Origin of the sequence: Peribacillus sp. V2I11 (assembly GCF_030817135.1) — a bacterium.
GTDB classification, from domain to species: Bacteria; Bacillota; Bacilli; order Bacillales; family DSM-1321; genus Peribacillus; species Peribacillus simplex.
The window spans coordinates 4,539,962-4,561,551 of sequence record NZ_JAUSYW010000001.1; the positions used below are offsets into that span (position 1 = coordinate 4,539,962).

At 35.5% G+C, this 21,590-nt stretch carries 17 protein-coding genes and 3 pseudogenes; 15 read left to right on the forward strand and 5 right to left on the reverse strand.

Annotation, left to right across the window (positions count from 1 at the left end; all coding sequences use genetic code 11):
• The first annotated feature begins 85 nt into the window (after nucleotides 1–85).
• Nucleotides 86–1,075 carry an MBL fold metallo-hydrolase gene (locus QFZ73_RS22235; RefSeq protein ID WP_307270775.1) on the forward strand — a complete coding sequence of 330 codons (990 nt, stop codon included), beginning with the start codon at nucleotides 86–88 and terminating at the stop codon, nucleotides 1,073–1,075.
• Nucleotides 1,076–1,336: 261 nt separating this feature from the next.
• On the opposite strand, the gene QFZ73_RS22240 is transcribed toward QFZ73_RS22235, so the two are convergent.
• Both QFZ73_RS22240 and QFZ73_RS22245 read right to left on the reverse strand, forming a co-directional pair.
• Nucleotides 1,337–1,501, reverse strand: a complete 165-nt coding sequence (locus QFZ73_RS22240) for a hypothetical protein (RefSeq protein WP_251436318.1) — start codon at nucleotides 1,499–1,501, stop codon at nucleotides 1,337–1,339.
• A gap of 621 nt (nucleotides 1,502–2,122) precedes the next feature.
• On the reverse strand, nucleotides 2,123–2,941 hold the full coding sequence (locus QFZ73_RS22245; protein WP_307270777.1) for a histidinol-phosphatase: 819 nt from the start codon (nucleotides 2,939–2,941) through the stop codon (nucleotides 2,123–2,125).
• A 277-nt stretch (nucleotides 2,942–3,218) separates the two neighbouring features.
• On the opposite strand from QFZ73_RS22245, the gene QFZ73_RS22250 reads away from it, so the two are divergent.
• The 4 genes from QFZ73_RS22250 to QFZ73_RS22265 all read left to right on the forward strand — a co-directional run bounded on the left by QFZ73_RS22250 (nucleotide 3,219) and on the right by QFZ73_RS22265 (nucleotide 7,861).
• Nucleotides 3,219–3,854 carry an FMN-dependent NADH-azoreductase gene (locus tag QFZ73_RS22250; RefSeq protein ID WP_251436312.1) on the forward strand — a complete coding sequence of 212 codons (636 nt, stop codon included), beginning with the start codon at nucleotides 3,219–3,221 and terminating at the stop codon, nucleotides 3,852–3,854.
• A 328-nt stretch (nucleotides 3,855–4,182) separates the two neighbouring features.
• A complete protein-coding gene (locus QFZ73_RS22255; RefSeq protein ID WP_251436311.1) occupies nucleotides 4,183–4,809 on the forward strand; it encodes a fumarylacetoacetate hydrolase family protein in 627 nt (208 codons plus the stop codon).
• A 235-nt stretch (nucleotides 4,810–5,044) separates the two neighbouring features.
• Entirely contained in the window at nucleotides 5,045–5,473 is a 429-nt protein-coding gene (locus QFZ73_RS22260; RefSeq protein WP_251436310.1) for a MarR family winged helix-turn-helix transcriptional regulator, read from the forward strand.
• A gap of 2,142 nt (nucleotides 5,474–7,615) precedes the next feature.
• The gene (locus QFZ73_RS22265) at nucleotides 7,616–7,861 is read left to right on the forward strand and encodes a hypothetical protein (protein ID WP_307270784.1); all 246 of its coding nucleotides are present in this window, start codon (nucleotides 7,616–7,618) and stop codon (nucleotides 7,859–7,861) included.
• Between the two features lie 140 nt (nucleotides 7,862–8,001).
• On the opposite strand, the gene QFZ73_RS22270 is transcribed toward QFZ73_RS22265, so the two are convergent.
• Nucleotides 8,002–8,517, reverse strand: a complete 516-nt coding sequence (locus QFZ73_RS22270; RefSeq protein WP_307270787.1) for an undecaprenyl-diphosphatase — start codon at nucleotides 8,515–8,517, stop codon at nucleotides 8,002–8,004.
• A gap of 393 nt (nucleotides 8,518–8,910) precedes the next feature.
• Here QFZ73_RS22270 and QFZ73_RS22275 point away from each other — a divergent pair, with 393 nt between their 5' ends.
• Together QFZ73_RS22275 and QFZ73_RS22280 are read left to right on the forward strand one after the other, a co-directional pair.
• Nucleotides 8,911–9,087: a hypothetical protein gene (locus tag QFZ73_RS22275; protein WP_307270790.1), complete on the forward strand. Its 177-nt coding sequence runs from the start codon at nucleotides 8,911–8,913 to the stop codon at nucleotides 9,085–9,087.
• 239 nt (nucleotides 9,088–9,326) lie between these two features.
• Nucleotides 9,327–9,707 (forward strand): annotated as a pseudogene (locus QFZ73_RS22280) (toprim domain-containing protein); the annotation flags it as partial.
• Between the two features lie 437 nt (nucleotides 9,708–10,144).
• On the opposite strand, the gene QFZ73_RS22285 reads toward QFZ73_RS22280, so the two are convergent.
• Nucleotides 10,145–11,257 (reverse strand): GerAB/ArcD/ProY family transporter, encoded by a 1,113-nt coding sequence (locus QFZ73_RS22285; RefSeq protein ID WP_307270793.1) that lies wholly within the window; start codon nucleotides 11,255–11,257, stop codon nucleotides 10,145–10,147.
• Between the two features lie 495 nt (nucleotides 11,258–11,752).
• Here QFZ73_RS22285 and QFZ73_RS22290 point away from each other — a divergent pair.
• Nucleotides 11,753–12,053, forward strand: a pseudogene (locus QFZ73_RS22290) (recombinase family protein); the annotation flags it as partial.
• Here QFZ73_RS22290 and QFZ73_RS28995 read toward each other — a convergent pair.
• On the reverse strand, nucleotides 11,988–12,371 hold the full coding sequence (locus tag QFZ73_RS28995) for a GerAB/ArcD/ProY family transporter (protein WP_373459023.1): 384 nt from the start codon (nucleotides 12,369–12,371) through the stop codon (nucleotides 11,988–11,990). The pseudogene QFZ73_RS22290 and the gene QFZ73_RS28995 overlap by 66 nt on opposite strands.
• Before the next feature lie 479 nt (nucleotides 12,372–12,850).
• Between QFZ73_RS28995 and QFZ73_RS22295 the strand changes: the two are divergent.
• From QFZ73_RS22295 to QFZ73_RS22325, 7 genes and pseudogenes are all read left to right on the forward strand, one after another.
• A pseudogene (locus tag QFZ73_RS22295) lies at nucleotides 12,851–13,010 on the forward strand (PadR family transcriptional regulator); the annotation flags it as partial.
• A 214-nt stretch (nucleotides 13,011–13,224) separates the two neighbouring features.
• Nucleotides 13,225–14,820, forward strand: a complete 1,596-nt coding sequence (locus QFZ73_RS22300) for a spore germination protein (protein ID WP_307270796.1) — start codon at nucleotides 13,225–13,227, stop codon at nucleotides 14,818–14,820.
• A 211-nt stretch (nucleotides 14,821–15,031) separates the two neighbouring features.
• Nucleotides 15,032–15,265, forward strand: a complete 234-nt coding sequence (locus QFZ73_RS22305) for a hypothetical protein (protein ID WP_307270799.1) — start codon at nucleotides 15,032–15,034, stop codon at nucleotides 15,263–15,265.
• A gap of 494 nt (nucleotides 15,266–15,759) precedes the next feature.
• Nucleotides 15,760–16,968, forward strand: a complete 1,209-nt coding sequence (locus QFZ73_RS22310) for a Ger(x)C family spore germination protein (RefSeq protein WP_307270802.1) — start codon at nucleotides 15,760–15,762, stop codon at nucleotides 16,966–16,968.
• A 420-nt stretch (nucleotides 16,969–17,388) separates the two neighbouring features.
• Nucleotides 17,389–18,504, forward strand: a complete 1,116-nt coding sequence (locus QFZ73_RS22315) for a GerAB/ArcD/ProY family transporter (protein WP_307270806.1) — start codon at nucleotides 17,389–17,391, stop codon at nucleotides 18,502–18,504.
• A gap of 762 nt (nucleotides 18,505–19,266) precedes the next feature.
• Nucleotides 19,267–20,379 (forward strand): GerAB/ArcD/ProY family transporter, encoded by a 1,113-nt coding sequence (locus QFZ73_RS22320; RefSeq protein WP_307270809.1) that lies wholly within the window; start codon nucleotides 19,267–19,269, stop codon nucleotides 20,377–20,379.
• A gap of 591 nt (nucleotides 20,380–20,970) precedes the next feature.
• Nucleotides 20,971–21,498: a YhcN/YlaJ family sporulation lipoprotein gene (locus QFZ73_RS22325; RefSeq protein WP_251436293.1), complete on the forward strand. Its 528-nt coding sequence runs from the start codon at nucleotides 20,971–20,973 to the stop codon at nucleotides 21,496–21,498.
• Nucleotides 21,499–21,590: the final 92 nt, after the last annotated feature.

Here is a 21,590-nt window from a genome sequence, read left to right on the forward strand (position 1 = left end):
TAATATTTTTTAAAACGTAGTTTTATATTCAAAACAAGTGGTTTTTCCATGTGTAAAGTCAATAATCTTACAGGAGGTTTTTGTTATGAAGAAAAGAATAAGGAATACTTCTATTTGCTTTTTGTTGGTAGTTTCAATAATTCTATCATTATCATTATTTCTTCCTTCTTTTGGCCAAACAGCTGTACAGCAAACGGACTTTAAAGTAACTCTATTAGGAACAGGTTCTCCTCTTTTAAGTACATCTCGCTCCGGTCCAGCCACACTTGTAGAAGTTGGTGATGAAAAACTCCTCTTTGATGCTGGACGTGGAACTGCTTTACAATTATATAAAGCGAATATGTTACCAGGCAGTGTTGACAAGTTATTTCTTACTCATTTGCATTCGGATCATACAATCGGCATACCAGACGTATGGCTTACAGGTTCTTTACCAACAGGAGGGAAAAGAGATCAAGCATTTAAGATTTGGGGACCTAAGGGAACCGAGAAAATGATGTTACATATGAATAAAGCATTTAAAGCCGATTTGGATGCAAGAGATGATTCTGGAAATGGAAACGTTGAAGGAGCAAGTATTACGGCAAATGATATCAAGGAGGGTATTGTCTATAATAAAAAGGGAATTGAAGTAATAGCCTTCAAGGTTGACCATAAATCAATTGAGCCTGCTTTCGGTTATCGGGTCAATTACAAAGGACATTCAGTAGTTATCTCAGGTGACACCCGTTATAATGAAAATCTAATTCAATTTGCTAAAGGTGCTGACGTAGTTATTCATGAGGTTGCAGCTGCAAAACCTGATAATGAATCAGAATCAATAGCAAATATACTTGATCTTCACACTACACCTGAGGAAGCAGGTAAAGTCTTTAGCCAAATACAACCAAAACTTGCTGTTTACTCACATATTGTATTATTGGGAGGATTAACAGAAGAAAAAGCTGATTTGCTCGAAAGAACAAAAAAAACATATGAAGGAGCAGTTATAGTTGGTGAGGATTTGTTGTCCATTGAAATAGGGGACAAGGTACAAGTACACCAGCCAGGAAAAGAGACGAACTATGGGAACTAAAACAGACCAGCTTCAGCGAGCAAATGCGTTAGGCCTATTAATGCATGGAGGATAACTAAGATAATTAAGTTAATTATTATTTAGGTACACCAGCTTTATTCCGGAAAAGGGCCTTTGAATTTAATAAAAGGAGGGCACATATTATACGTGACTAATATGTGCCCGTCTTTATTTTATAGGTTTTTATAATGTAGGTCTTGATATCTAATCCTCTAATACCATTTACAATGTTCTAAGGTATCTTGAATAAGGAAGTTTGAATTAAAACGGATACCCATTTAATACTGTGCCAAAAAGATCGAATTCAGGATCTTTTGACTGAGTTATTGGAGGGGCTTCGGATCGCCCTATAGAAGAGTTGATACCACCTTCAACTGACTCTACAGAGGTTTCGTCATTCTCTTTATGCAATGGGTTATCAATCATACCCAAATCAACTCCTTTTTATAAGATTAACGAATGGTTAGTTATTAATTCCCTAAATATTTTAATTTTATGCTAAAAAATATGTGGATGACTGGAATTCGTTGAAATGGACGGGTAAGAACTTGTAAGCAATCATTTTATTACAGAATGCATAATGATTATTTTATGTACATAGAAAAAGATTGGTGCCGATTCATTGATCAGATGAGGGATGTAATGAAATTCCAAGCAGGATTCATTATCGATTCCTGTCCACGAATTATTTTTTGAGCTCCGGCCTTCTTAGTAGCAAATGGATTGAAAAACATCATTCCATCCCTCCGATACACATTGTTACAGGATGGCCTGTAAGAGGGAGAACTGCAACAGCAAATCAATATCTTGATAAAACGAAAATGGCTGTTGATTGGATTTGGTATGTTGTATTTTCCCTTTTTACCCTTTTCTTAATAATCTCCGTTTCATTTAACAAAAAAAGAGTACCACTATGTAGTAGTAATACCCTTCTTGACATGGATGTTTATGGTAAAGAGAAACATGTTATGGTTGTGATGACCTACGAGACCTGGTTAGCATGGAAGTTGGCTATCCGGACCAATTCTAATCCTATTGACGGGAAGGTTACAGTGGAGTGAGAATCCTTTGCTTGTTAATAAAGTAAGCCCACTCAGAAAAGCCGATCTCCTTTAGTCTTTTTTTAACTAGTTCAAATTCATCTCCAATACGTTCAGGTGTATGCGAATCTGATCCAAATGTTACCTTCACATTATAGAAAAGAGCTCGTTCTAAAATGTCATCTGCTGGATACCACCCGCCACAATCTTTTGTTTTACCAGAGGTATTGATCTCAATGGCGATATCTTCCTGACTAATGATTTTTAACGTTTTTTCAACACTGTCTGTTTCAATGGATGAAAAGGCTGGATAAAAACCTTTCATTGCATCAATATGGCCTAAGATTTGAAACACTCCGCTTTTTGCAGATTTCTGTATTAATTCATAGTATTCATTCTTTAGTCTTGACTGTTCTTTTGAGGTTAACCCATTCCAACGCCCTTTTTTAAAAATGCTAATGTCTTTAACATAATGAACAGATCCAATTATGTAGTCAAAAGGGTGTAAAAGATATTGATCCCGGTAGACTTCAATGTGATCAGGGAAGAAATCACTTTCCATTCCTAATAACACGTGAATTTTACCTTCATATTTCTCTTTTAAGCGAAGTACTTCTTCAATATAAGGGACAAGTTCACTTTTTGCCATTGCAATCGTTGGGTAGAGGTGGTCGTCCTCACTGTGAAAATATGGAGAATGATCGGAAATCCCAATATATTGCAAGCCGTATTCAATGGCTTGCTTTACATAATCCTCAATTGTGCCGATAGCATGTCCACAGCGCTGATGATGAGTGTGCAGATCAAATTTTATTGAATTCGTCATTTCCTTAGTCCTCCTAAAATGAACCAGATTGTCTTGTTTTATCATATCCAAAATTCACACTCCTTCTCAAGAAATGAAAGAAGATTTATATCTTCCTTAAATCTGTCTAGGAAATATGAAAAAAGTTTGGTACTACCCATCGAAATCAAATTTCCGATAACGGTAATTTGATGAATATAAAAATTAAAGATATTTTAGTTCCAGTAATTGTATAAATGTTGAATTTCCTAGACAAACTATAATGTTCAAATATATAAAAGGAAAGGAAAGATACGGAATGACAAAGGTATTGTACATTACAGCTCATCCTCATGATGACAAACAATCTTATAGTATGGCCGTTGGAAAAGCATTTATTGACACTTATAAAGAAGTAAATCCTGGCCATGAAATCGTGAATATTGACCTTTATAAAGAAAATATTCCTGAAATCGATGTAGATGTTTTCAGTGGTTGGGGGAAACTTCAATCTGGAAAGGGTTTTGAAGAACTTTCGTCAGAAGAGAAAGCGAAAGTTAGTCGACTCTCAGAGTTATGTGAGCAATTTATAGCTGCCGATAAATATATATTTGTAACACCATTATGGAATTTTTCATTCCCGCCAGTAATGAAGGCATATATTGATTCCGTTGCAGTTGCAGGTAAATCATTTAAATACACCGAACAAGGCCCAGTTGGTCTTTTAACTGATAAGAAAGCATTGCATATTCAAGCTCGTGGTGGTATTTATTCAGAAGGACCAGCAGCTGAAATGGAAATGGGTCACCGATATCTAAATATCATGATGCAATTCTTCGGAGTGCCTTCCTTTGAAGGTGTATTCGTTGAAGGACATGCAGCAATGCCTGATAAAGCACAAGAAATAAAAGAAAATGCTATAGCACGATCAAAAGATTTAGCTTCTACTTTTTAAAGCAAAGAGTCAACAACTTGTTGGCTCTTTTTTTGTCATAATGAAATGGTAATAAATGAATTAATTCTTATTTCACCAATCAGGCGCATAAAGACTTCGTATTTTATCCGCAAGTTAAAATCCAGACCGACCTAACATCGTTCGAACATGGAATTATATTAATCATTGTATAAAAAGTCAGAAAAATATAAAATATATTCAAATCGGTTTTTTCTGTGATTATTTTACTGTGATCAAATTTGGCATACAATTGTAACTAGAATTTTTACTGATCATTAAATTTTTATTTTGAAATTACATTTCTTAAAAGAAAAGAGTGAATTTAATAATGAAAGACATTAAAAATATCTATTGTGTAGGTCGAAACTATGCATTACATGCAAAAGAGTTGAATAATGATATACCAACTTCTCCTTTTTTATTTTCAAAACCAACTCATTCGCTTGTTGAAGCAAAAAGTCAGTCAATTATTTTACCGAGTAATCAGGGTTCCGTTCACTTTGAAACTGAACTTGTCATACATATTGCAAAACAGTACGAATCAGGAATGAAAGTAGATGAAATAGCAGATGCGATGGCCATTGGGTTGGATTTAACACTTAGAGATGTTCAAACAGAGTTAAAACAAAAACAGCATCCTTGGCTTTTGGCTAAAGGATTCAAAAATTCAGCTGTTCTTAGTGAATTTATTCCGTTTCCAGGCGTGGAAGCATGTAAACAATTAGATTTTTCCCTTTTGAAAAATGGAGAGTGTGTACAAGTCGGAAATATTAAAGACTTACTTTTTGATTTGCAAACCATTATAGAATTTACAGCAGAGCATTTTGGCCTTGGGAAAGGAGATATAATTTTTACCGGTACTCCAAGTGGTGTCGGTCCTCTTTCAGATCAAGACAAGCTTTCACTGAACTGGGGTGGAAATGAATTGGGATCCTGTTCAGTTACAATGCGTTAATGAAAAAAAGCAGTCATTTTGACTGTTTTTTTATGGAATAACTCAATCTTAGACAAAAAGAAGAAACTCGTCTAAAATGAGAAGAACAATATAACATACATCGAAACTGCCAATATGGCACGTGCTTTCAAATAAGTTTGACCATTAAATTCTGGTTTTTGTAAAATTAATTTTTACGATAATCAATTAAAGGGCAATATTTTAATTATAAAGGATAGAACAGGGTGGAATATGCATGAAAAACAACCAAGAAAAGAAGTATTTAGATAATTGGCTAGCTCTTACTAATATTCAAATGAGCATTACGAATGAGCTGGAAAGTGCTTTGCAAAAAAATCATAACCTGTCATTAAAAGAGTTTTACGTTCTTTACTTTTTATCCAAAACAAGCGATAAACAATTGAGGTTACAACAATTACAAGAGATGGTAGGATTAAGCCAAAGTGCTATATCAAGGCTGGTAGGTAGGTTAGAAGCAAAAAGCTGCGGAGCATTACAAAGGCATATATGTGAAGATGATCGAAGAGGTATCTACACACGTTTAACCACATTGGGTGAAGAAAAACTACAAATTTCCTTAAATACTTTTCATGAAATTCTGCACTCTGCTTTTTCAAAAGGAAACCTTCAAGATGAATTACGATCCTTAATCCAGAAATTATAATAAGGTTTTACATATATTAAGTAAAAAGTGAAGTCGGTTATTTCTATATATCTTGGATAGGAATATTCCTTAAGCCCAGTAAGGTATAAATAAACGGATTTGTTGAAAAAAAGAGAAGTGTAATCTGTATTTTAATGTAAGCGCATGCATTTAAATGAAAAAGAATATTCAAATCGAAAATATGCTTTGTAGCTTGTCTCCCCTAAGTAAAGGTAAAAGTTTATTCTATTGGGGGTGATTCTGCTTAGCATAAAAGTCCAGATAGAAAATAACTAAGAGATTGATTTCATACCAGTAAATCTTAAAGAAGAATTAAAGAAAATCGTGATAACATACAGTCCAAAAGTGATAAAAAAATGTTGTCGTGAATTTGGATATGATGAAGAATTCGTTCACTCCTTTTGTATATACAAAGTCAATCATCAATATCATAATAATAACCTTATTTATCAAGGATTAAGTAGGTTACCTTATCCACATATAATGATTAGCTTCATGATCATCTTCACCTAATCCGTTACAAAATATCTTTCCCCTATCATTATACCTTAATTATCACAATCGGCTAGATATGACTTCGTTTTTACAGAACTGTTCTATAGGAAACATGAAATGATTGCTTTACTACGGGAAGAGTGAGGTTTTCAGATGATGATAAAACTTGTCTTAATATAGGAGGATTAATAGGTAAAAAAATTCGGATTAGTGCGGGAAACCGGAATCTACTAATCTAGTATATACTGTCTAATAAGATTATGGTATAGATGGGAGAGAAACAGGTATGTATGAACTTAACTGAAGTATGGAGTTTATATAAAGCAGATAAGCAAATCCAGGGTTATTCTCCACAAACATTAAAGTCATATTACGTTCAATTTAACTTGTTGGTTAAGAGTTTTGGAAATATATCCATTCGAGAATTTCAACTAATTCTCTTAAAGTTTATCTGGAAAAAGCAATGGCATCCTCAATTATTACTTCTCAATCGGTTCCTCCTTCTTCAAACGCTGTCCGCCAGCGTAGAGGCTGAACCACTATTAGATTCCGTTTTCTTTAGGACTTTTTCGCACGTTCATCCAAGGAATAGTGCTTCCTGTCGTCCGTTTCCAAAAAGACTGAAGCTAGCCTTCCTGCTCAAGTTCATGAAGGGAGCCCAAAAGGCTCCCTTTTGGATGAAGCTTAACTTTTTAATGATAGCCATTCTGCCCATTTGCAGAACCTGATGTTTTATGATTCCCCTTTTTACCCTTATGCTTTCCTTTCTTACTCATGAAAGAATTCCTCCTCAATACAAGATGTTATTTCTTGATTAGTGTTCGTTGAAGAGCTTTCAGGTATTACGGGAACTGAAGGAAGCTCATTCACATTTTGGATGATCTTCATTTATGAAGGCATTGATTTCTCCCACTATAATGATGATGAGCCCAGATAGATAAACCAGATCATTAACACAATGATGCCATCAAGACTGGTATGAAGAATAGGCTGGCGCCAACGACGAGAAAAGGATTAATCTCCTATGAGTGCTACCCCTAAAGGGCGCGACAGTCGGTGGTACACGTAGTCGTTGGAGTCAGTGACTAACAGATGGGCACTAAGGCACCTTAGTTCAAAGACCTTCTTCGCAAGCCATTAAACATTATTGACCGGGAACCCCATTTTCATTCTCTGTGGTACAGCGCCGGTTTTCCGCTGCATGGATGGCTAACAGGTGCGATACTTCAATAACGAAGCGCCACTTTTTTTCTTATAGAGCTAAAGGGGGCAGGTGAAGGAATTTCATATATAAAATAGTAAAAAAGGTTAGTTTTGAAAACGAGTAAAATACGGAAGGAGTAAGAAATTGATTTGACAACCGGAAACAACAGGCAAAAAATCAATGAAATTGTGGCTCCTATTACTTCTTTTATTTATCTGTAAAATGTTTCTATTTTTATATCTTAATCAGTTTAAATACTTTATCGAATTTGGTTTACTGAAATTTAAGTCCATATCAAAACATTCCCAGCATCATCAATCCCCTAAAAGCAAATATTAGATGATGGAAGGGGAAAATTTTGCTTTCCAAATTTTATATAGAGGAAGTGTCTGAAATTGAATAACTGGATACCAGCGCTTTTGAATACAGGGAGAAGGCAAAACATGTTAAAGATGTTTGGCAGAAAAAGAAATAATAGAGGTATGATGTGGGCGTCTTTATTAGGTCTAGGAGTTAGTGCAGCTGCTTATGGATTAGGAAGAAATCGAAACAGAAATATGCTGCGTCCTGTTCAAAATGTAATGAATAATATCCGAACGCAAACAGCTGGCCGAATGCCAAACGCTGCTGCTATAACAGAGTTTTCAAAGGAATTAGTACCTGACAAAAATCCTTTAACAAACAAATGAATTTCTTCACATAAAAATGCCCACTTCAATGTGGGCATTTTTATGTGAAGAAATTGGAATCAGTAAAATCTGAATTTCTCTTGGTAAAAGACTGATTCCTGTATAAAAACAAATAATAATCCCACATGATTTTGACTGAGCTATTGACGGGCAAAATAATTTACGCAGCGAGCAATTTTATCTAATATGATACTGGTCATGGTGGCAATAAAGGCACTTCCGATAATATCAGATGGATAATGATGTCCTACCCAAATACGTGAGAAGCCCGTCAACCCAGATAATACCCACATGATTGAACCAAGGACACGGTCATAAAGAAAAATAGAAGTAGATATAGCAAATACAAGCAGAGTATGTTTACTTGGAAATGAAGAATCCATTTTTGAAGGAATGAGTAAGCCTAACCGACGTTTTACAAACGGACGTGGTTTAAAATAAAACAATTTAATCAAAGTGTTAATAAACAAAGTTACCCCCACAGATATCAACGCGTTGCAAGACACTTTTTTGTAAGAATCATTTCTAAACCACATGAAAATCAAAACAAAAATAAACACATAACGAATTTTATTTGATATCAATATCATTAGCAAATCAATTGGAGAACAACGTCCAGAAAGCTGATTGATTGAATTAAATACTTTGTAGTTCATAAAAATTATCTCCTTACTTTATAGATATAAATAAAATTCCCTACTAAGCAAGAAATATGTAAAATCGGGAAAAGAGATTTCTCTTGAATAAAGGAATGGTGTCAAGCCAGAATCCAGTTGTTTCTTAGTATAAGTTATCAAAAATAAGACATAAAAAAATTTTACAATGGAAAAATAAATAAAACAGTCTTGAGTATGAGTTAGAGAAGATTATTAGGCTGGTTCAATAAATAGGAGAAGGATGATTTAAGTGGCATCTTCATAAGCAAAGAATTGGGATAATCCAATCTTTTTTTATTTCATTTAAATAAACATTTGAATAATAAATTTGAATTTGTATTACTTTTCATCAATTGGGAAAATATATAAATGAGAACAAGAAGGAGGAAACAAATGGAAGCGAATATGAGTGTTGAAGAAGTCGTGAATCAAATTTGTAAATTAGTAGAAAAAGAAGGGAAGACACCTCGGAAAAAGGAGGTAAAGAAGTCAGATCCGGAGTTAATGAAAAACGCATTGTATTATTTTCCTAATTGGGATAATGCAGTAGAACATAGCATGGGATCTTAACCATAAACGATACATACACATTTATTTTTTCAAATTGGTGTATAATCCCTTCGCTTTTGTAAAATTTACAAATGTGTTGGATCTAACCACAAAAGTTGCCTGAGTGGAAAGGGCATCTTTTGTGGTTTTTTATTGTAATCGAAGGCTTCCCGGACCATTTGAATGTATCTTCAAGGGTTATGAAATCCTGCGAATAAGGGAGCATTCGAGAGATATAGCTATCATACCGATGGACTTCCAAGAAATTCCAATATGAAGTGACCCGACAGAAGGCAAAGCAATTCAATGTTGTGAAGACTATGCTTAGGAAACCGGAAGTCGATGAAATCATTCATGCAGGTGATGCCGGGCGTGAAGGGGAATTGATTGTACGCAATATCGTTAATCTATGCAATGTCAATAAACCGATGAAAACGTTTATGGATTTCCTCATTAACCCCAAAAGCGATTTATTAGGGATTCCAAAATCTGAAGAGCGAAGAAAAAACCAGGCCGCTCTATTATGAAGCGTATACGAGAGTTTGTGCGGATTAGGTTGTGGAATGAATGCGTCGAGAGCGTATAGTATTTTATTGAAACAAAGGGGCATTTCGGATGTGTTTTCAGCTGGAAGGGTGCAATTGTATCCGAAAAATATTTGGGCGTATTTTAAAAATTACATTATATAGCTTGTACGAATTTCACCCATGTTTTATTGGGTGCATTTAGTTTGTAGAAAAGAGGTTTAGACTTTTTTTCGTAAACTTTATGACAGTAATGGATGAAATAGAACCCTCAAAAATTCATAGTCGATGAATCATATTTGGAGGAGAAAACTATAATATCATGTATAAATTTGTTGTTAAGAAACTCCTTATTGTTCCAAGCATATAGTTTTAAAGAACTTATGTTTTTTTATGTACAAGGGGTGATGTCTGTCCAAAGCGAGATTGAATTCAACTATAAATTATTTGGAGTAGCATCAATACATAGATGAAAAGGGTATTGCGATTCTATGTTTCTAACAGGTCATATTTGCACCAGAACTAAAAATTGAACATATTTAAACATCTTTAAATTAATTTAGATTTTGTAGGTTTTCTTTAAGAATGTATTTTCTAAATACAGCTGCTCCTAGTAATAATAATGGGAGAACTATACCAATCGTAAAGGCATATGATACCCAACTTGTCGATTCCCATTTTTGCATATAAGTTACATCTGGATACATTAATAAGGAAAAAGGTACTAAAGTTAACCCTAATGGAAGGACAATTGGTTTGTAATCATGTAACTTCAACATCTGTGCAAGGCCTAGGACTGCTCCGTAAAAATATATAGACATCTTGATATAGATCGTGATAAACCATATTATGGCCATGATAGCTTCTATCCGTTGAAAAAAATTTCCGATATTAATTTTTTGTGCTAAAACGTAGCTTGGATACATTTCAGTCGAAGGGATGTAATCCCCCAAAACCAAAATACTTATCACAATTATGATGTCAAGTATAATCCCCCCGATAAAAACCCCCATTATAAACGCTTTTCTACCTTGTTTGGTTTGATTTAGGTGAGAGGGAAAAATCGTTAATAAAGTAATAGGCATCAGAAAAGAGTTACTAAAAAAAAGAATTCCACCCCGTATGATAGGCTTAATCCCTACTTCAAATACGGGCAGAATGTTCTGAAATTTAAACTGCGGGCTAATGGAGATGAATAAAATCATTAGAAGTAATATTACAATAGGGAAAACTATTTCTGCAAAACGAGCGAAGGTTTCGATACCAAGGTAAACTCCCAGAACTAAAATGCCTAAATAAAGAATAATTGGGGTTACCATCGGGGTATCAGGCATCATTTGTGTTGTCAAGAAATTGCCTACATAGTATAGCAATGCAGCAGTACTATAATAGAAAAAGGAAATAAAAATGATAGCAGCTATGGTACCTAACCATTTACCAAGTAGTTTCAAGCACATTTCGATTAAAGTCAAATGAGGGACAATACTACCTAATGCACTAAATAACCATATGAATAATAAACCAATGGCCGTTGTGAGTATTGCCGTAATCCATGCATCTTGCTTTGCTTCAGCAACTACACTTGCCGGGTAAACTAATATGGAAGTTCCAACTGTAAATAAGATCACTATTATCATAAATTGTCGTAATGATATTTTGGTCTTCAATAATTCGTTCACCTCCGGATGAGACTTCCCCACTTTTTAACTATTTTGTCCATTCTTTTCCTCACATAATCATGGTGCTACCGACTAAAGGATGTTCTTAATATCTTGGTTTAATTAAACCCCTTCTTTCTAAAGAAAAACACTAACAGGTAAAGCCCAGGCAATTAGTCAAATTCCATGGGCTTTACCTAAAATAAGAGACGTTTACATAAGCCACCTTACAGAAGAAGTTTCGAAAAAAACAATTTCTCGAAAGGGATCTTTTTTATAAAATGTCCTTATTTTACCGTTTGTTAAAGTATTAAAACCACTTTTCGAACGTTCTTTTTTTACATTTACCTTTGAACACTTTTGGCAGAATAAGAGATAGAAAATTAGTATGAGGTGTAAAAAATGGATATTCGTAAATTTGTGTACATAAGAGTCAGCAGCAAAGATTAAAATGAAGGACTTCAAGCGTTGAAAGAAAAGGGTCTTGATGTATGTGATATCTTTATGGATAAACAAAGTGGGAAAAATTTTGACCGAGAACAATATCAACTATTAAAACGTATGATCCGGAAAGTGATGTACTATATAATCATTCACTGGAACGTTGACGGAACAAGGAAGAAATCCTTCAGGAATGGAATGATATCACAAAAAACATTCAGGCAGAAATCATCGTCATGGATATGCCTTTGTTGGATACTACTCAATTTAAAGATAGTTTGGGACGTTCATTACGGATTTAGTTTTGCAGATTCTTTCCTGGATGGCTGAAGAAGGACGGGACAGGATTCGAAAACGGCAGCGTCATAGAAGCAGGTGTCGAAATTATCCATTGAGCAACAGGAGCAAAGCTAATCAGAGGGGATAATATCATTCCGCTTATTAAGATTGCAGACAGGCCAGTCTTTAAATTTAAATGTGGCCGATTTAAATAAGGCATCAAAACGGTAAACACGATCATCTCTCCGAATGGGAAAGTAAATGTCAACGGAAATGCCCTGGTAAATACAGGTTTCCATCCTTCTTCCAATACAGGTAATAGATTTTCTACTTTTACTAAACCTGATGCGAAAATAAAAAAGTTACTCGAAAGAAGAAAGAAAATAAATACTAAAAAGAAGATTTCACCTGCTCACGCTTATGGTTCTATCCCCAAATAATATGCATATACGATGGATAAAAATCACCAATCCATTAATCACCCATAAAGGTGTTTGGCCCAATGTAGAGATGACTAAAAGGCATCCTAAATCCCGCAATACTCTTGTATAACTATTTATTTCCTAATGTATTAAAAATTGGAAAAAAAGGCATGATAATAGCGAGGACATCGATCACTTCATTCGGTAACACTATAAACTTGGAGTGATAAAAGAAAATGAACAATGCATGAAATCAGATAATAAAAAAGAGAGCAGACCTTGTTTTATGAAGAAACAGAATTTACTTCAAACAAACAGGAACTTAGTGAACATTTAGATGAAAAACTTAAAAATAAGAAAGAATCTTTAGAGAACACCAGTGACTTGCTCGTCTGTGAATCTTCATGGCTTAAGGTAAGATTATTTATATAAATGGACCTTAGTAAATACATAGTAGTGAATAAAATATGAAATAACAAGTGCTTTGAAAAAAACACCTACATTTCAAATTCTAACGGTTCCATAGATCCAATATTAAATAGAATAACTAAAAATAACTGTGCAATTTCTTATTGGAAGAAACACAAGATAGACCAAAAAGAAAATATTATATTATCACATTACAAATAAAGGGAATGAAATGTTGAATAATCGTTAATGATTACAATGCTCTATTATGGGGCTTTTAAAAAAGGAAGGGTGTTAAAGTAAAACTCATGAATAAAAATGTCTTTTTTTCAAATTATCTTATCGAATCTTTTCTCAATAATTTTGAAAGTAAATTAATAAGTCCACCTTCTGAAGAAAAAAAAGACTGAGTGGGGGATAAAATGTATGAGTTTTTTTAAGAAACAAAGAAAAAACAGAGTTAATCTCTCCTCATTCGAACAAGACAATCAAAATAAGGAAACGAACAATGACTTGTTAAAAACAAGCCTCCAAGGAAACATTCAACATGTAAAGAAAAAGCTTGGAAATAGCGGCGACATCGTGATTAGAGAAATACAAATTGGCAAAGAGGGAATCGTTAAAGCATGTATTTTTTATACCGATGGTTTGGTGGACACTAATTCCATTCAGAACTTTATCATGGAATCACTCATGTTAGATATCCACCCCGATCAGATGCCTATGATATCGTCTCAACAGAACGTTTTAAAAGTATTGAAAGATCGCATCCTTGCGGTTGGAGATATACAGGATGTTAAGGGGTTCAGTTCTTTATTGACTTCCCTGTTATCAGGGGATGTTATTCTCTTATTGGATGGATATGCACAAGGTTTTACAATCGGTATGCGTGGAGGAAAAGACCGTGGTGTAATGGAATCCACCACGGAAAGCGTCGTTCGGGGGCCAAAGGAAAGTTTTACGGAGAACTTGCGTACCAATACGGCGTTAATTCGCCGAAAAATAAAAACCCCCCGACTTTGGTTGGAATCGAAAAAAATTGGAGAATTGACCAAAACCGATGTAGCGATCATGTATATTGATGGAATTGTGAATGACAAAGTCGTCGAAGAAGTGCACAAGCGCCTGGATCGAATCGATATCGATGGAATCCTAGAAAGTGGTTATATTGAGGAATTGATTCAAGATGAAACGTACAGTCCCTTTCCGACTATATATTATTCGGAACGTCCTGATGTGATTGCCGCGGAGCTTTTAGAAGGGAAAGTTGCCATACTAGTGGACGGAACGCCGATTGTTCTAGTCGTTCCTGCCCTGTTCATCTCCTTTATTCAGGCTGCGGAAGATTATTATCAGCGTGCAGACATTAGCACCCTTATTCGTTTGCTTCGTTTTTTTACTATTTTTATTGCTCTACTAGGACCATCCTTATATATCGCTATCACCACGTACCATCAGGAAATGTTACCAACTCCACTGCTGATTGGTCTAGCCGCTCAACGAGAAGGGGTTCCCTTTCCTGCATTCATTGAAGCTCTCATGATGGAAGGGGCGTTTGAAATCTTGCGGGAAGCTGGTTTACGAATGCCAAAAGCTATAGGACAAGCTATATCTATTGTAGGAACACTGGTGATTGGAACAGCGGCAGTAGAGGCTGGAATCGTATCGGCTGCCATGGTAATCGTTGTTGCAATCACGGCTATTTCAAGCTTTGTGCTTCCTGCGTTTACCATGTCCATGTCGATTCGAATGCTCCGTTTCCCGATGATGGCGCTTGCCGCTTCTTTTGGCATATTCGGGTTAATGGTTGGTTTCATTGCACTTGTTCTTCACTTGTGCAGCTTGCGTTCCTTTGGGGTTCCCTATATGAGTCCTTTTGGTCCTTTTATCCGTGAAGACATGAAGGATACGTTTATTCGGGTACCTAGAATGGGGATGTTTTCTCGCCCCCGTTTAATCAGCCAGAAAAACAATAAACGTGAACAAAATTCGGCACCGAAACCGCCACGGAATAAAATGTAAGATTGAAACTAAAGTTATCTAAAAGGCGTCAAAATACACAAAATGCTTCTATTTAGATTGGATGAAATCATTTATCATGGCGATTTTAAGCTACCAAAAGGGTATAAGAATGATTGGAATTTTGACTTGTCTGTGAATGTATAGGTAAATACAAAGATTTGACGGTACCGTATCCCATTCATAAAGCAAATAGAGAAAGGAGTAGTCGAAAGTGGTGGCTGTTGCAGGAATCCTTGTCATCGTCGCTGTGATCATCGTGATTGATGTTCCTCCTTTGGTGAGGAAAAAATTAAAAAAGGAACTATGGATATTTTCCATTCTTCTACTATTCGGAACCGCGTTAAGCATCGCCCAAGCGCTGAATATCAAGATTCCCAATCCACTAGATTGGATTACAGCTATTTATAAACCGCTTTCCGACATGATTGAGACATTATTAAAGTGAAAATGGAATAGGCAAAAGAAGCTTAGAACGGCAAAATGGGTATGTAATCATTTACGTTATAAATCATCGTATATAAAGGTTGGCTGTTCCTTTCCTGTTCTCGGTAGGATCAACGACTTTAAAAACCTTGAAGGTTATTATTTTTTAAGAAGATTAACACAATATGTATTCTAATCTCTTATGTGCAAATTTTTTTCCGATCAGGATTTACGTTTTTTCCGAACGTCGCTAGCCCTAATATATTAGAGGAAAATAAAATTACAAGGTAGAGAATAAGGAAACAATATAGTCTTAATAGATGCTTGGAATAGACAAAACTAACAATAGATAAGTTGATGATGATCATCCCTAGGGGAAAACCAACATGCAGTAGTTCCTTAATTTTTTCAACGTTTGGGCCAGAGCAAAGATGGATCATAATTGTAATCGTGACTTTAAAATAATCCGTAATAAACCAAATAATAGAAAAAAATCGAGCGAAAGGAGTTTAACCTATGAAACGGAGCTTTACAATGCTTATCATGCTGATTGTATTTCTATTATTCACTACGGGTTGCTGGAATCGTCGTGAATTAAATGAACTTGCTATTACGCTGGCCATAGGGTTGGATAGTACAAGGGATGGTCAATATCTTGTAACCGCCCAAGTAGTAAATCCAGGAGAAGTAGCTGGGAAGGACAGTGGAGGTACCGGCAATTCACCGGTCGTCATCTATCAGGCCACAGGGAAAACCGTATTTGAAGCTTTCCGAAAAATGACAAAGGAATCCCCAAGGAAAATTTATCCTTCACATCTCCGAATGCTCGTGATTGGTGAGTCATTAGCAAGAGAAGGAATTGGAAAACCGTTAGATCTTCTCTCAAGAGACTGGGAAGTGCGATCAGATTTTTATACCGTCGTAGCTAAGGGAATGAACGCAGAAGATATCCTGAAGGTACCAACAGCTATAGAAAAAATACCTGCCAATGAATTGTTTAGTACCCTTGTAGTCTCAGAAAAAGCATGGGCAGGTACAAGTGCCGTTACATTAGATGAATTGATTGCGGGTATGGTAAGTGACGGAAAAAAACCGGTGTTAACAGGAATCCAAGCAGATATAAAAGGTGATGAAGAAACCTCTATGAGTAAACAGAATGTAGAAATGATTGATCCCCCTGCTCGAGTTAAGTATAGTAACTTAGCTGTATTCAAAAAGGATAAATTAGTCGGTTGGTTAGATGAGAAACAAAGCAAAACGTATAACGTTATTACAAACAAGGAGAAAAGTACAGTTGTGAATATACCGTGTCCTAAAGGCGGAAAAGCTGTGTATGAAGTGAAAAAGTCAAACACGGAAATGAAGGGTAAGATAAAGAATGGAAAACCTGAGATAGATCTAAATGTTCGTGTGGAAGGCAATGTAGGTGAAGTAGAATGCCATATCGATTTGACAAAACCAGAAACGATTGAAAAATTAGAGGAAATTTATGAAAAAGAAACGAAGGAAATGTTCAAAAAGGCAATAGAACAGGTACAGGAAAATTATAAAGTAGACGTTTTTGGATTTGGTGAGGCGATTCATCGAGCTGATCCTAAAGCCTGGAAAAAACTCAAAAAAGATTGGGATAAAAATTTTGAGAACTTGCCTGTAAATATAAAGGTACAAGGAGAAATCCGACGCGTCGGTACGGTTGGTAATTCATTCCTGGAAAAAATAAAATAACTGGTTGGTTTTATACAAGGAATGAGGTTACATTTGGACAATTTAGAATGCCCCCTCCCAATCAATCTTGGGAGCAGCCAATCTAAAATCCTTGTGTATTTGGTACCCAAATACGCTTCGCTCCCCCTTTAAGACCGTGGGTTACTCGCCCACCACCCAGCCAACGTAGCACGTTGGATTGCACTAAAATAATCAATCTACCAACCTTGGAAGGCTCCCTCGCCGGTAGGCAGGAACAAAGGCTGGTTTGTTCCATACCAAGAGTGTATTGGTTAGATGAGTCCTTCAATTCCTTAATGCTCCGTTCGGTACGCTTACCATTGACCGACGCCAAATGTAGCAGCACTCCTAAGGCTAGAGTTTATTCTAAAAAAACAAGGTCAACAATAGGGATAATAACCATTGATAGGATGTTGAATTATGGTAAAAGAAAGTAAAATTAGTGCTCGGCAATTTGCAATATTAGTTATTTTATTTTCTATAGGTACGACCATCTTGGTGATTCCTGGAAGTCTGGCTCAAGAGGTAAAACAAGATGCTTGGATTGCATCTGTAATCGGTACAGGCATAGGTTTATTGGTGGTGGCTTTATATATCGCTATAGGCAGGATGTTCCCCACTATGACACTGGTTGAAATCAATGAAACACTTTTTGGCAAATGGTTAGGTAAGGCAGTTTCTCTTACGTTTGTTTTCTTTACCCTTTACTCCGCTACAGAACTATTGTTATATGTGGGTAATTTCTTGACGACACAGATCATGCCTGACACCCCTATTGAAGCGATCCATATTCTTTTCGCATGCATCTTAATTATGGGAATTCGCCTTGGCCTTGAAACGTTGGCTCGTACTGGAGAAATTTTATTTCCTTTCATTGTTTTTTTATTCGTAATTCTAGTGGTATCAGTATTTTTACCTCCAGTTCAATTTAAGTTTGAAAACATACAACCCGTATTTGAAACAGGATTAAAACCGATGATACGGGCTGTTTTTCTTTTTACAAGTGTTTTTTCTTTGCCTTTGATTGTTTTATTAATGATTTTTCCTGTATCAGTGAATCAACCAAAAGCGGCTGAAAAAAACTTTTTTATCGGAATTCTAATCGGCGGAATCTGTTTAATCATCATTATCGCTTTAACTATTTTAGTTTTAGGTGCTGATAATAGTGCCAGACAGATGTATCCAAGTTATGCTTTAGCTAGGAAGATAAACGTAGGGGATTTTTTGCAACGGGTAGAAGCCATAATGGCCATCATATGGCTTATCACTATTTATTTTAAAATGGTGCTTTATTTTTACGCTTCCGTTATCGGTCTTGCACTAACGTTGAAAATGAACAATTATCGCACACTCACGCTACCTTTAGGGATGATTGTGGTTTCGCTTTCCTTGATTATACATCCCAATGTCGCCCATTCAGCCACATTTGACAAAGAGGTTTGGCCGCTATACGTCTCAACGTACGGACTTGCTCTTCCATTACTCTTAATAGTAGTCAACGCATTCCGGAAAAAAATAAAAAAAATTAGCAAATAAAATACGGTAAAGGTTTTTTATTTTTTCCCGTTCCCAAGTGAGCACTGATTCCCTGTATTCAATGGCTTTAGGATACTGCTAATAATTTGTTGAATTATTTAATCAAGTAATAAACTTGTTCCCATTAAATTGTAAATGAATAGCGTTTGCAAAGGAGATAAGTACAATTGTCCATAGTCTAAATAAAAAACCAAAACTCGTTTGTATTCGTCTGAGTTTGTTAAAGTTATGTTTACCTTGAAAATTAGACAGCATGTAGAAGTTGTTTACAAATTTTTCAAAAAAATTTCTGTAATCTGCTTTGCGTTAAATCGTAGCACTAGCTCCCTCTACCTGATACGTACACCCCATGTATAAATAGATCAAAAGGGGTTTAGTCTATAAAACGGAGTTTTAAAATACTTATCATGCTGATCATTGTATTGCTATTATTGACTATAGGTTGCTGGAACCGTCGTGAATTGAATTAATTGAACTGGCCAATACGTAGGCCTAGGGTTAGATAGGACAATGGATGGCCAATATCTTGTAACAGCCCAAGTGGCAAATCCAATAGAAGTAGCTACAGGAAAAGGCAGTGGAGGTACAAGTTCACCTGTAATCATCTATCAGTGAAAGGGCCATCAGTAATGGAGGCTAACTGAAAAATGACTTATGGAGTTAAGGGAGCGGTTAATGCTGCTTTGGGTGAAAAATAAATGGAAATTCTGGTGTTCGGGTGTGAAGGAAACCATTTTTTTCAATAAGGGAAGGTAAAAAAAGATGCTTGAGAACGGTAAAATTGGAGTGCGGCAATTTACGATATTAGTATTTCTATTTACCATTGGTGGTATCATTTTAATCATTCCATCTATGCTTGCTTCCGAGGCCAAACAGGATGCTTGGATTTCGGCTATACTGGCGCTGGGAATAGGGGTGTTGGTCATACCTTTGTACAGGGCTCTAGGAAGCCGATTTCCTGATAAGTCCTTAGTCGAGTACAGTGAGGGAATTTTAGGTAAATGGCTGGGGAAAACGATTTCTCTTCTATTTTGTTCCTATTTCTTTGTTAATGCTGCACTCACTCTCCGAAGTATAGGGGAGTTTATGACCACACAAATTATGCCGGAAACCCCGATCCAAGCTATCTTTATCATTTATTTAGGCATTGTCATCATGGGAACCAGAATCGGACTAGAACCTTTGTCCCGTGCAGCGGAAATTTTCTTTCCTTGTGTTATCTTTCTTTTTCTCCTTTTGGCCTTATCCCTTTTACCGCAAATCAAAATAGAGAACATTCAGCCTATGTTGGAAGAAGGGATAAAACCTCTTTTTCGGGCTGTTATTCCATATATTGGTTCTACGTTTTTAGAACTTGTTGTTTTTTTAATGTTTGTTCCATATAATAATCGGATACAAAATATAGGAAAAGCCCTTTGGATAGGAACTCTTATGGGGGGGATTATGTTAACCATCATTTCGCTTTTAACGATTCTAGTCATCGGTGCTGATTTGACGGAAAGTCAGGTTTATCCTAGCTATGTATTAGCAAAAAAAATCAACGTGGGTAACTTTTTAACTCGGATTGAAGTGATGATGGCTATCATTTGGTTTTTGACCATCTTTTTTAAATTAACCGTTTTTTTATATGCAACAGCATTAAGTCTTGCACAAACGCTGAAACTAAAAGCCTATCGTTTTTTAACATTGCCTTTAGGTATGATTCTGGTTGTCTTTACCCTTGTGCTAAACCCAAATTTAATCTATATTAAAACGTTCAATAAGGATATATTGATTTACTATTCCCTGACATATGGACTTTTTTTTCCACTGTTATTGTTAGGAGTGGCTGTAATTCGTAAAAAACGGGAATCCGGATCAGAAAAAGAAATTTGAAGCAAGCATTTATACATTCTCTTAGAAGTATCCTTTTCCAGATGGCGATCAATGAATTGACGATTTAACGGAGTTGTCCAGGAAGCCTTAGAAAATAAAATTTATAAGTAATAATATTTAATGTGTATCTCTGTTAGATAAGACTATTTTAGACATATGAAATTGGTTTATATTTTAATAAAAAGGATAAATTAAATACGTTGAGTTTGTTGAAGACATTCGGAACAACTACGCTTCTTGGCCAACCTGCACCTTTAAGTTGAAGAAGGAAAATCAATTGTTTAACAAAATCTATTTTAAAGAAATAACAATCAAAAAAAAGTTCGGAAAAGTTTATTTTCTGGGCGCTGGGACTTAAAAATGCCATCAAATAATTAATCTATCGGGTTCAACAACTCTATGAACAGTTAAGAACAGATAATATAAAATCAGAAACATCAATTATTGAATTATAAAATTAATGTAAATTATTCTCAGTGAAAACTAGGCAGTATCCAATAGTCATCACTTTTAATTAAGTGCTTTTTTTTGTATATTCCCGGAAAAACAGCAGATAGTAATAGGGAAAATACTTTTAAAGGAGTGACTAACATGAAATACACATTATTAATAAGCGCCTTGATTGCTCTATTCCTTACCGGCTGTGGGACAAGTGATAATAATGATAATGGAAAAAATGTAGGAATGAATACTCGAAGCGATAAAAATAATGCCAATACCTTGAATGTAAATGACAGAAACGGCGACAACGATTACAATGCAAGGCAATTAAGCAATGATGACAATGATAATAAAATGCGCGTGGCTGATGAAGTAGCAGATCAGCTAGAGGATTTGAAGGATGTAGAGGGCGCCTCTGTCATAATTACAGATAATAACGCATATGTTGCCGTGAATCTGACAAATGACAAGAACCTGACAAATGACTTAGAAAAGAAAATTGTTGATCAAGTAAAAAAACAGGATGAAGGTACAGACAATGTTTATGTCTCTGCAAATCCAGACTTTGTTAAAAGTATGAAAGGATATGTCAACGATATTCAAAATGGAAAGCCGATTAGCGGAATATTTGATGAGTTTGGTGATATGGCACAAAGAATGTTCCCGGATGCCAAATAGAAGAAGTTAAAATCTCTGTATATAGAGATAGCGGCTTGCAATCATACAGCATAGGGTTCACTATCAGATCAAGATATCGATACAAATTGAAA

Coding starts and splice junctions, on each gene's coding strand:
- QFZ73_RS22235 (WP_307270775.1), top strand. CDS start 86: ATGAAGAAAAGAATAAGGAATACTTCTATTTGCTTTTTGTTGGTAGTT.
- QFZ73_RS22240 (WP_251436318.1), bottom strand. CDS start 1,501: ATGATTGATAACCCATTGCATAAAGAGAATGACGAAACCTCTGTAGAG.
- QFZ73_RS22245 (WP_307270777.1), bottom strand. CDS start 2,941: ATGACGAATTCAATAAAATTTGATCTGCACACTCATCATCAGCGCTGT.
- QFZ73_RS22250 (WP_251436312.1), top strand. CDS start 3,219: ATGACAAAGGTATTGTACATTACAGCTCATCCTCATGATGACAAACAA.
- QFZ73_RS22255 (WP_251436311.1), top strand. CDS start 4,183: ATGAAAGACATTAAAAATATCTATTGTGTAGGTCGAAACTATGCATTA.
- QFZ73_RS22260 (WP_251436310.1), top strand. CDS start 5,045: ATGAAAAACAACCAAGAAAAGAAGTATTTAGATAATTGGCTAGCTCTT.
- QFZ73_RS22265 (WP_307270784.1), top strand. CDS start 7,616: ATGTTAAAGATGTTTGGCAGAAAAAGAAATAATAGAGGTATGATGTGG.
- QFZ73_RS22270 (WP_307270787.1), bottom strand. CDS start 8,517: ATGAACTACAAAGTATTTAATTCAATCAATCAGCTTTCTGGACGTTGT.
- QFZ73_RS22275 (WP_307270790.1), top strand. CDS start 8,911: ATGGAAGCGAATATGAGTGTTGAAGAAGTCGTGAATCAAATTTGTAAA.
- QFZ73_RS22300 (WP_307270796.1), top strand. CDS start 13,225: ATGAGTTTTTTTAAGAAACAAAGAAAAAACAGAGTTAATCTCTCCTCA.
- QFZ73_RS22310 (WP_307270802.1), top strand. CDS start 15,760: ATGAAACGGAGCTTTACAATGCTTATCATGCTGATTGTATTTCTATTA.
- QFZ73_RS22315 (WP_307270806.1), top strand. CDS start 17,389: ATGGTAAAAGAAAGTAAAATTAGTGCTCGGCAATTTGCAATATTAGTT.
- QFZ73_RS22320 (WP_307270809.1), top strand. CDS start 19,267: ATGCTTGAGAACGGTAAAATTGGAGTGCGGCAATTTACGATATTAGTA.
- QFZ73_RS22325 (WP_251436293.1), top strand. CDS start 20,971: ATGAAATACACATTATTAATAAGCGCCTTGATTGCTCTATTCCTTACC.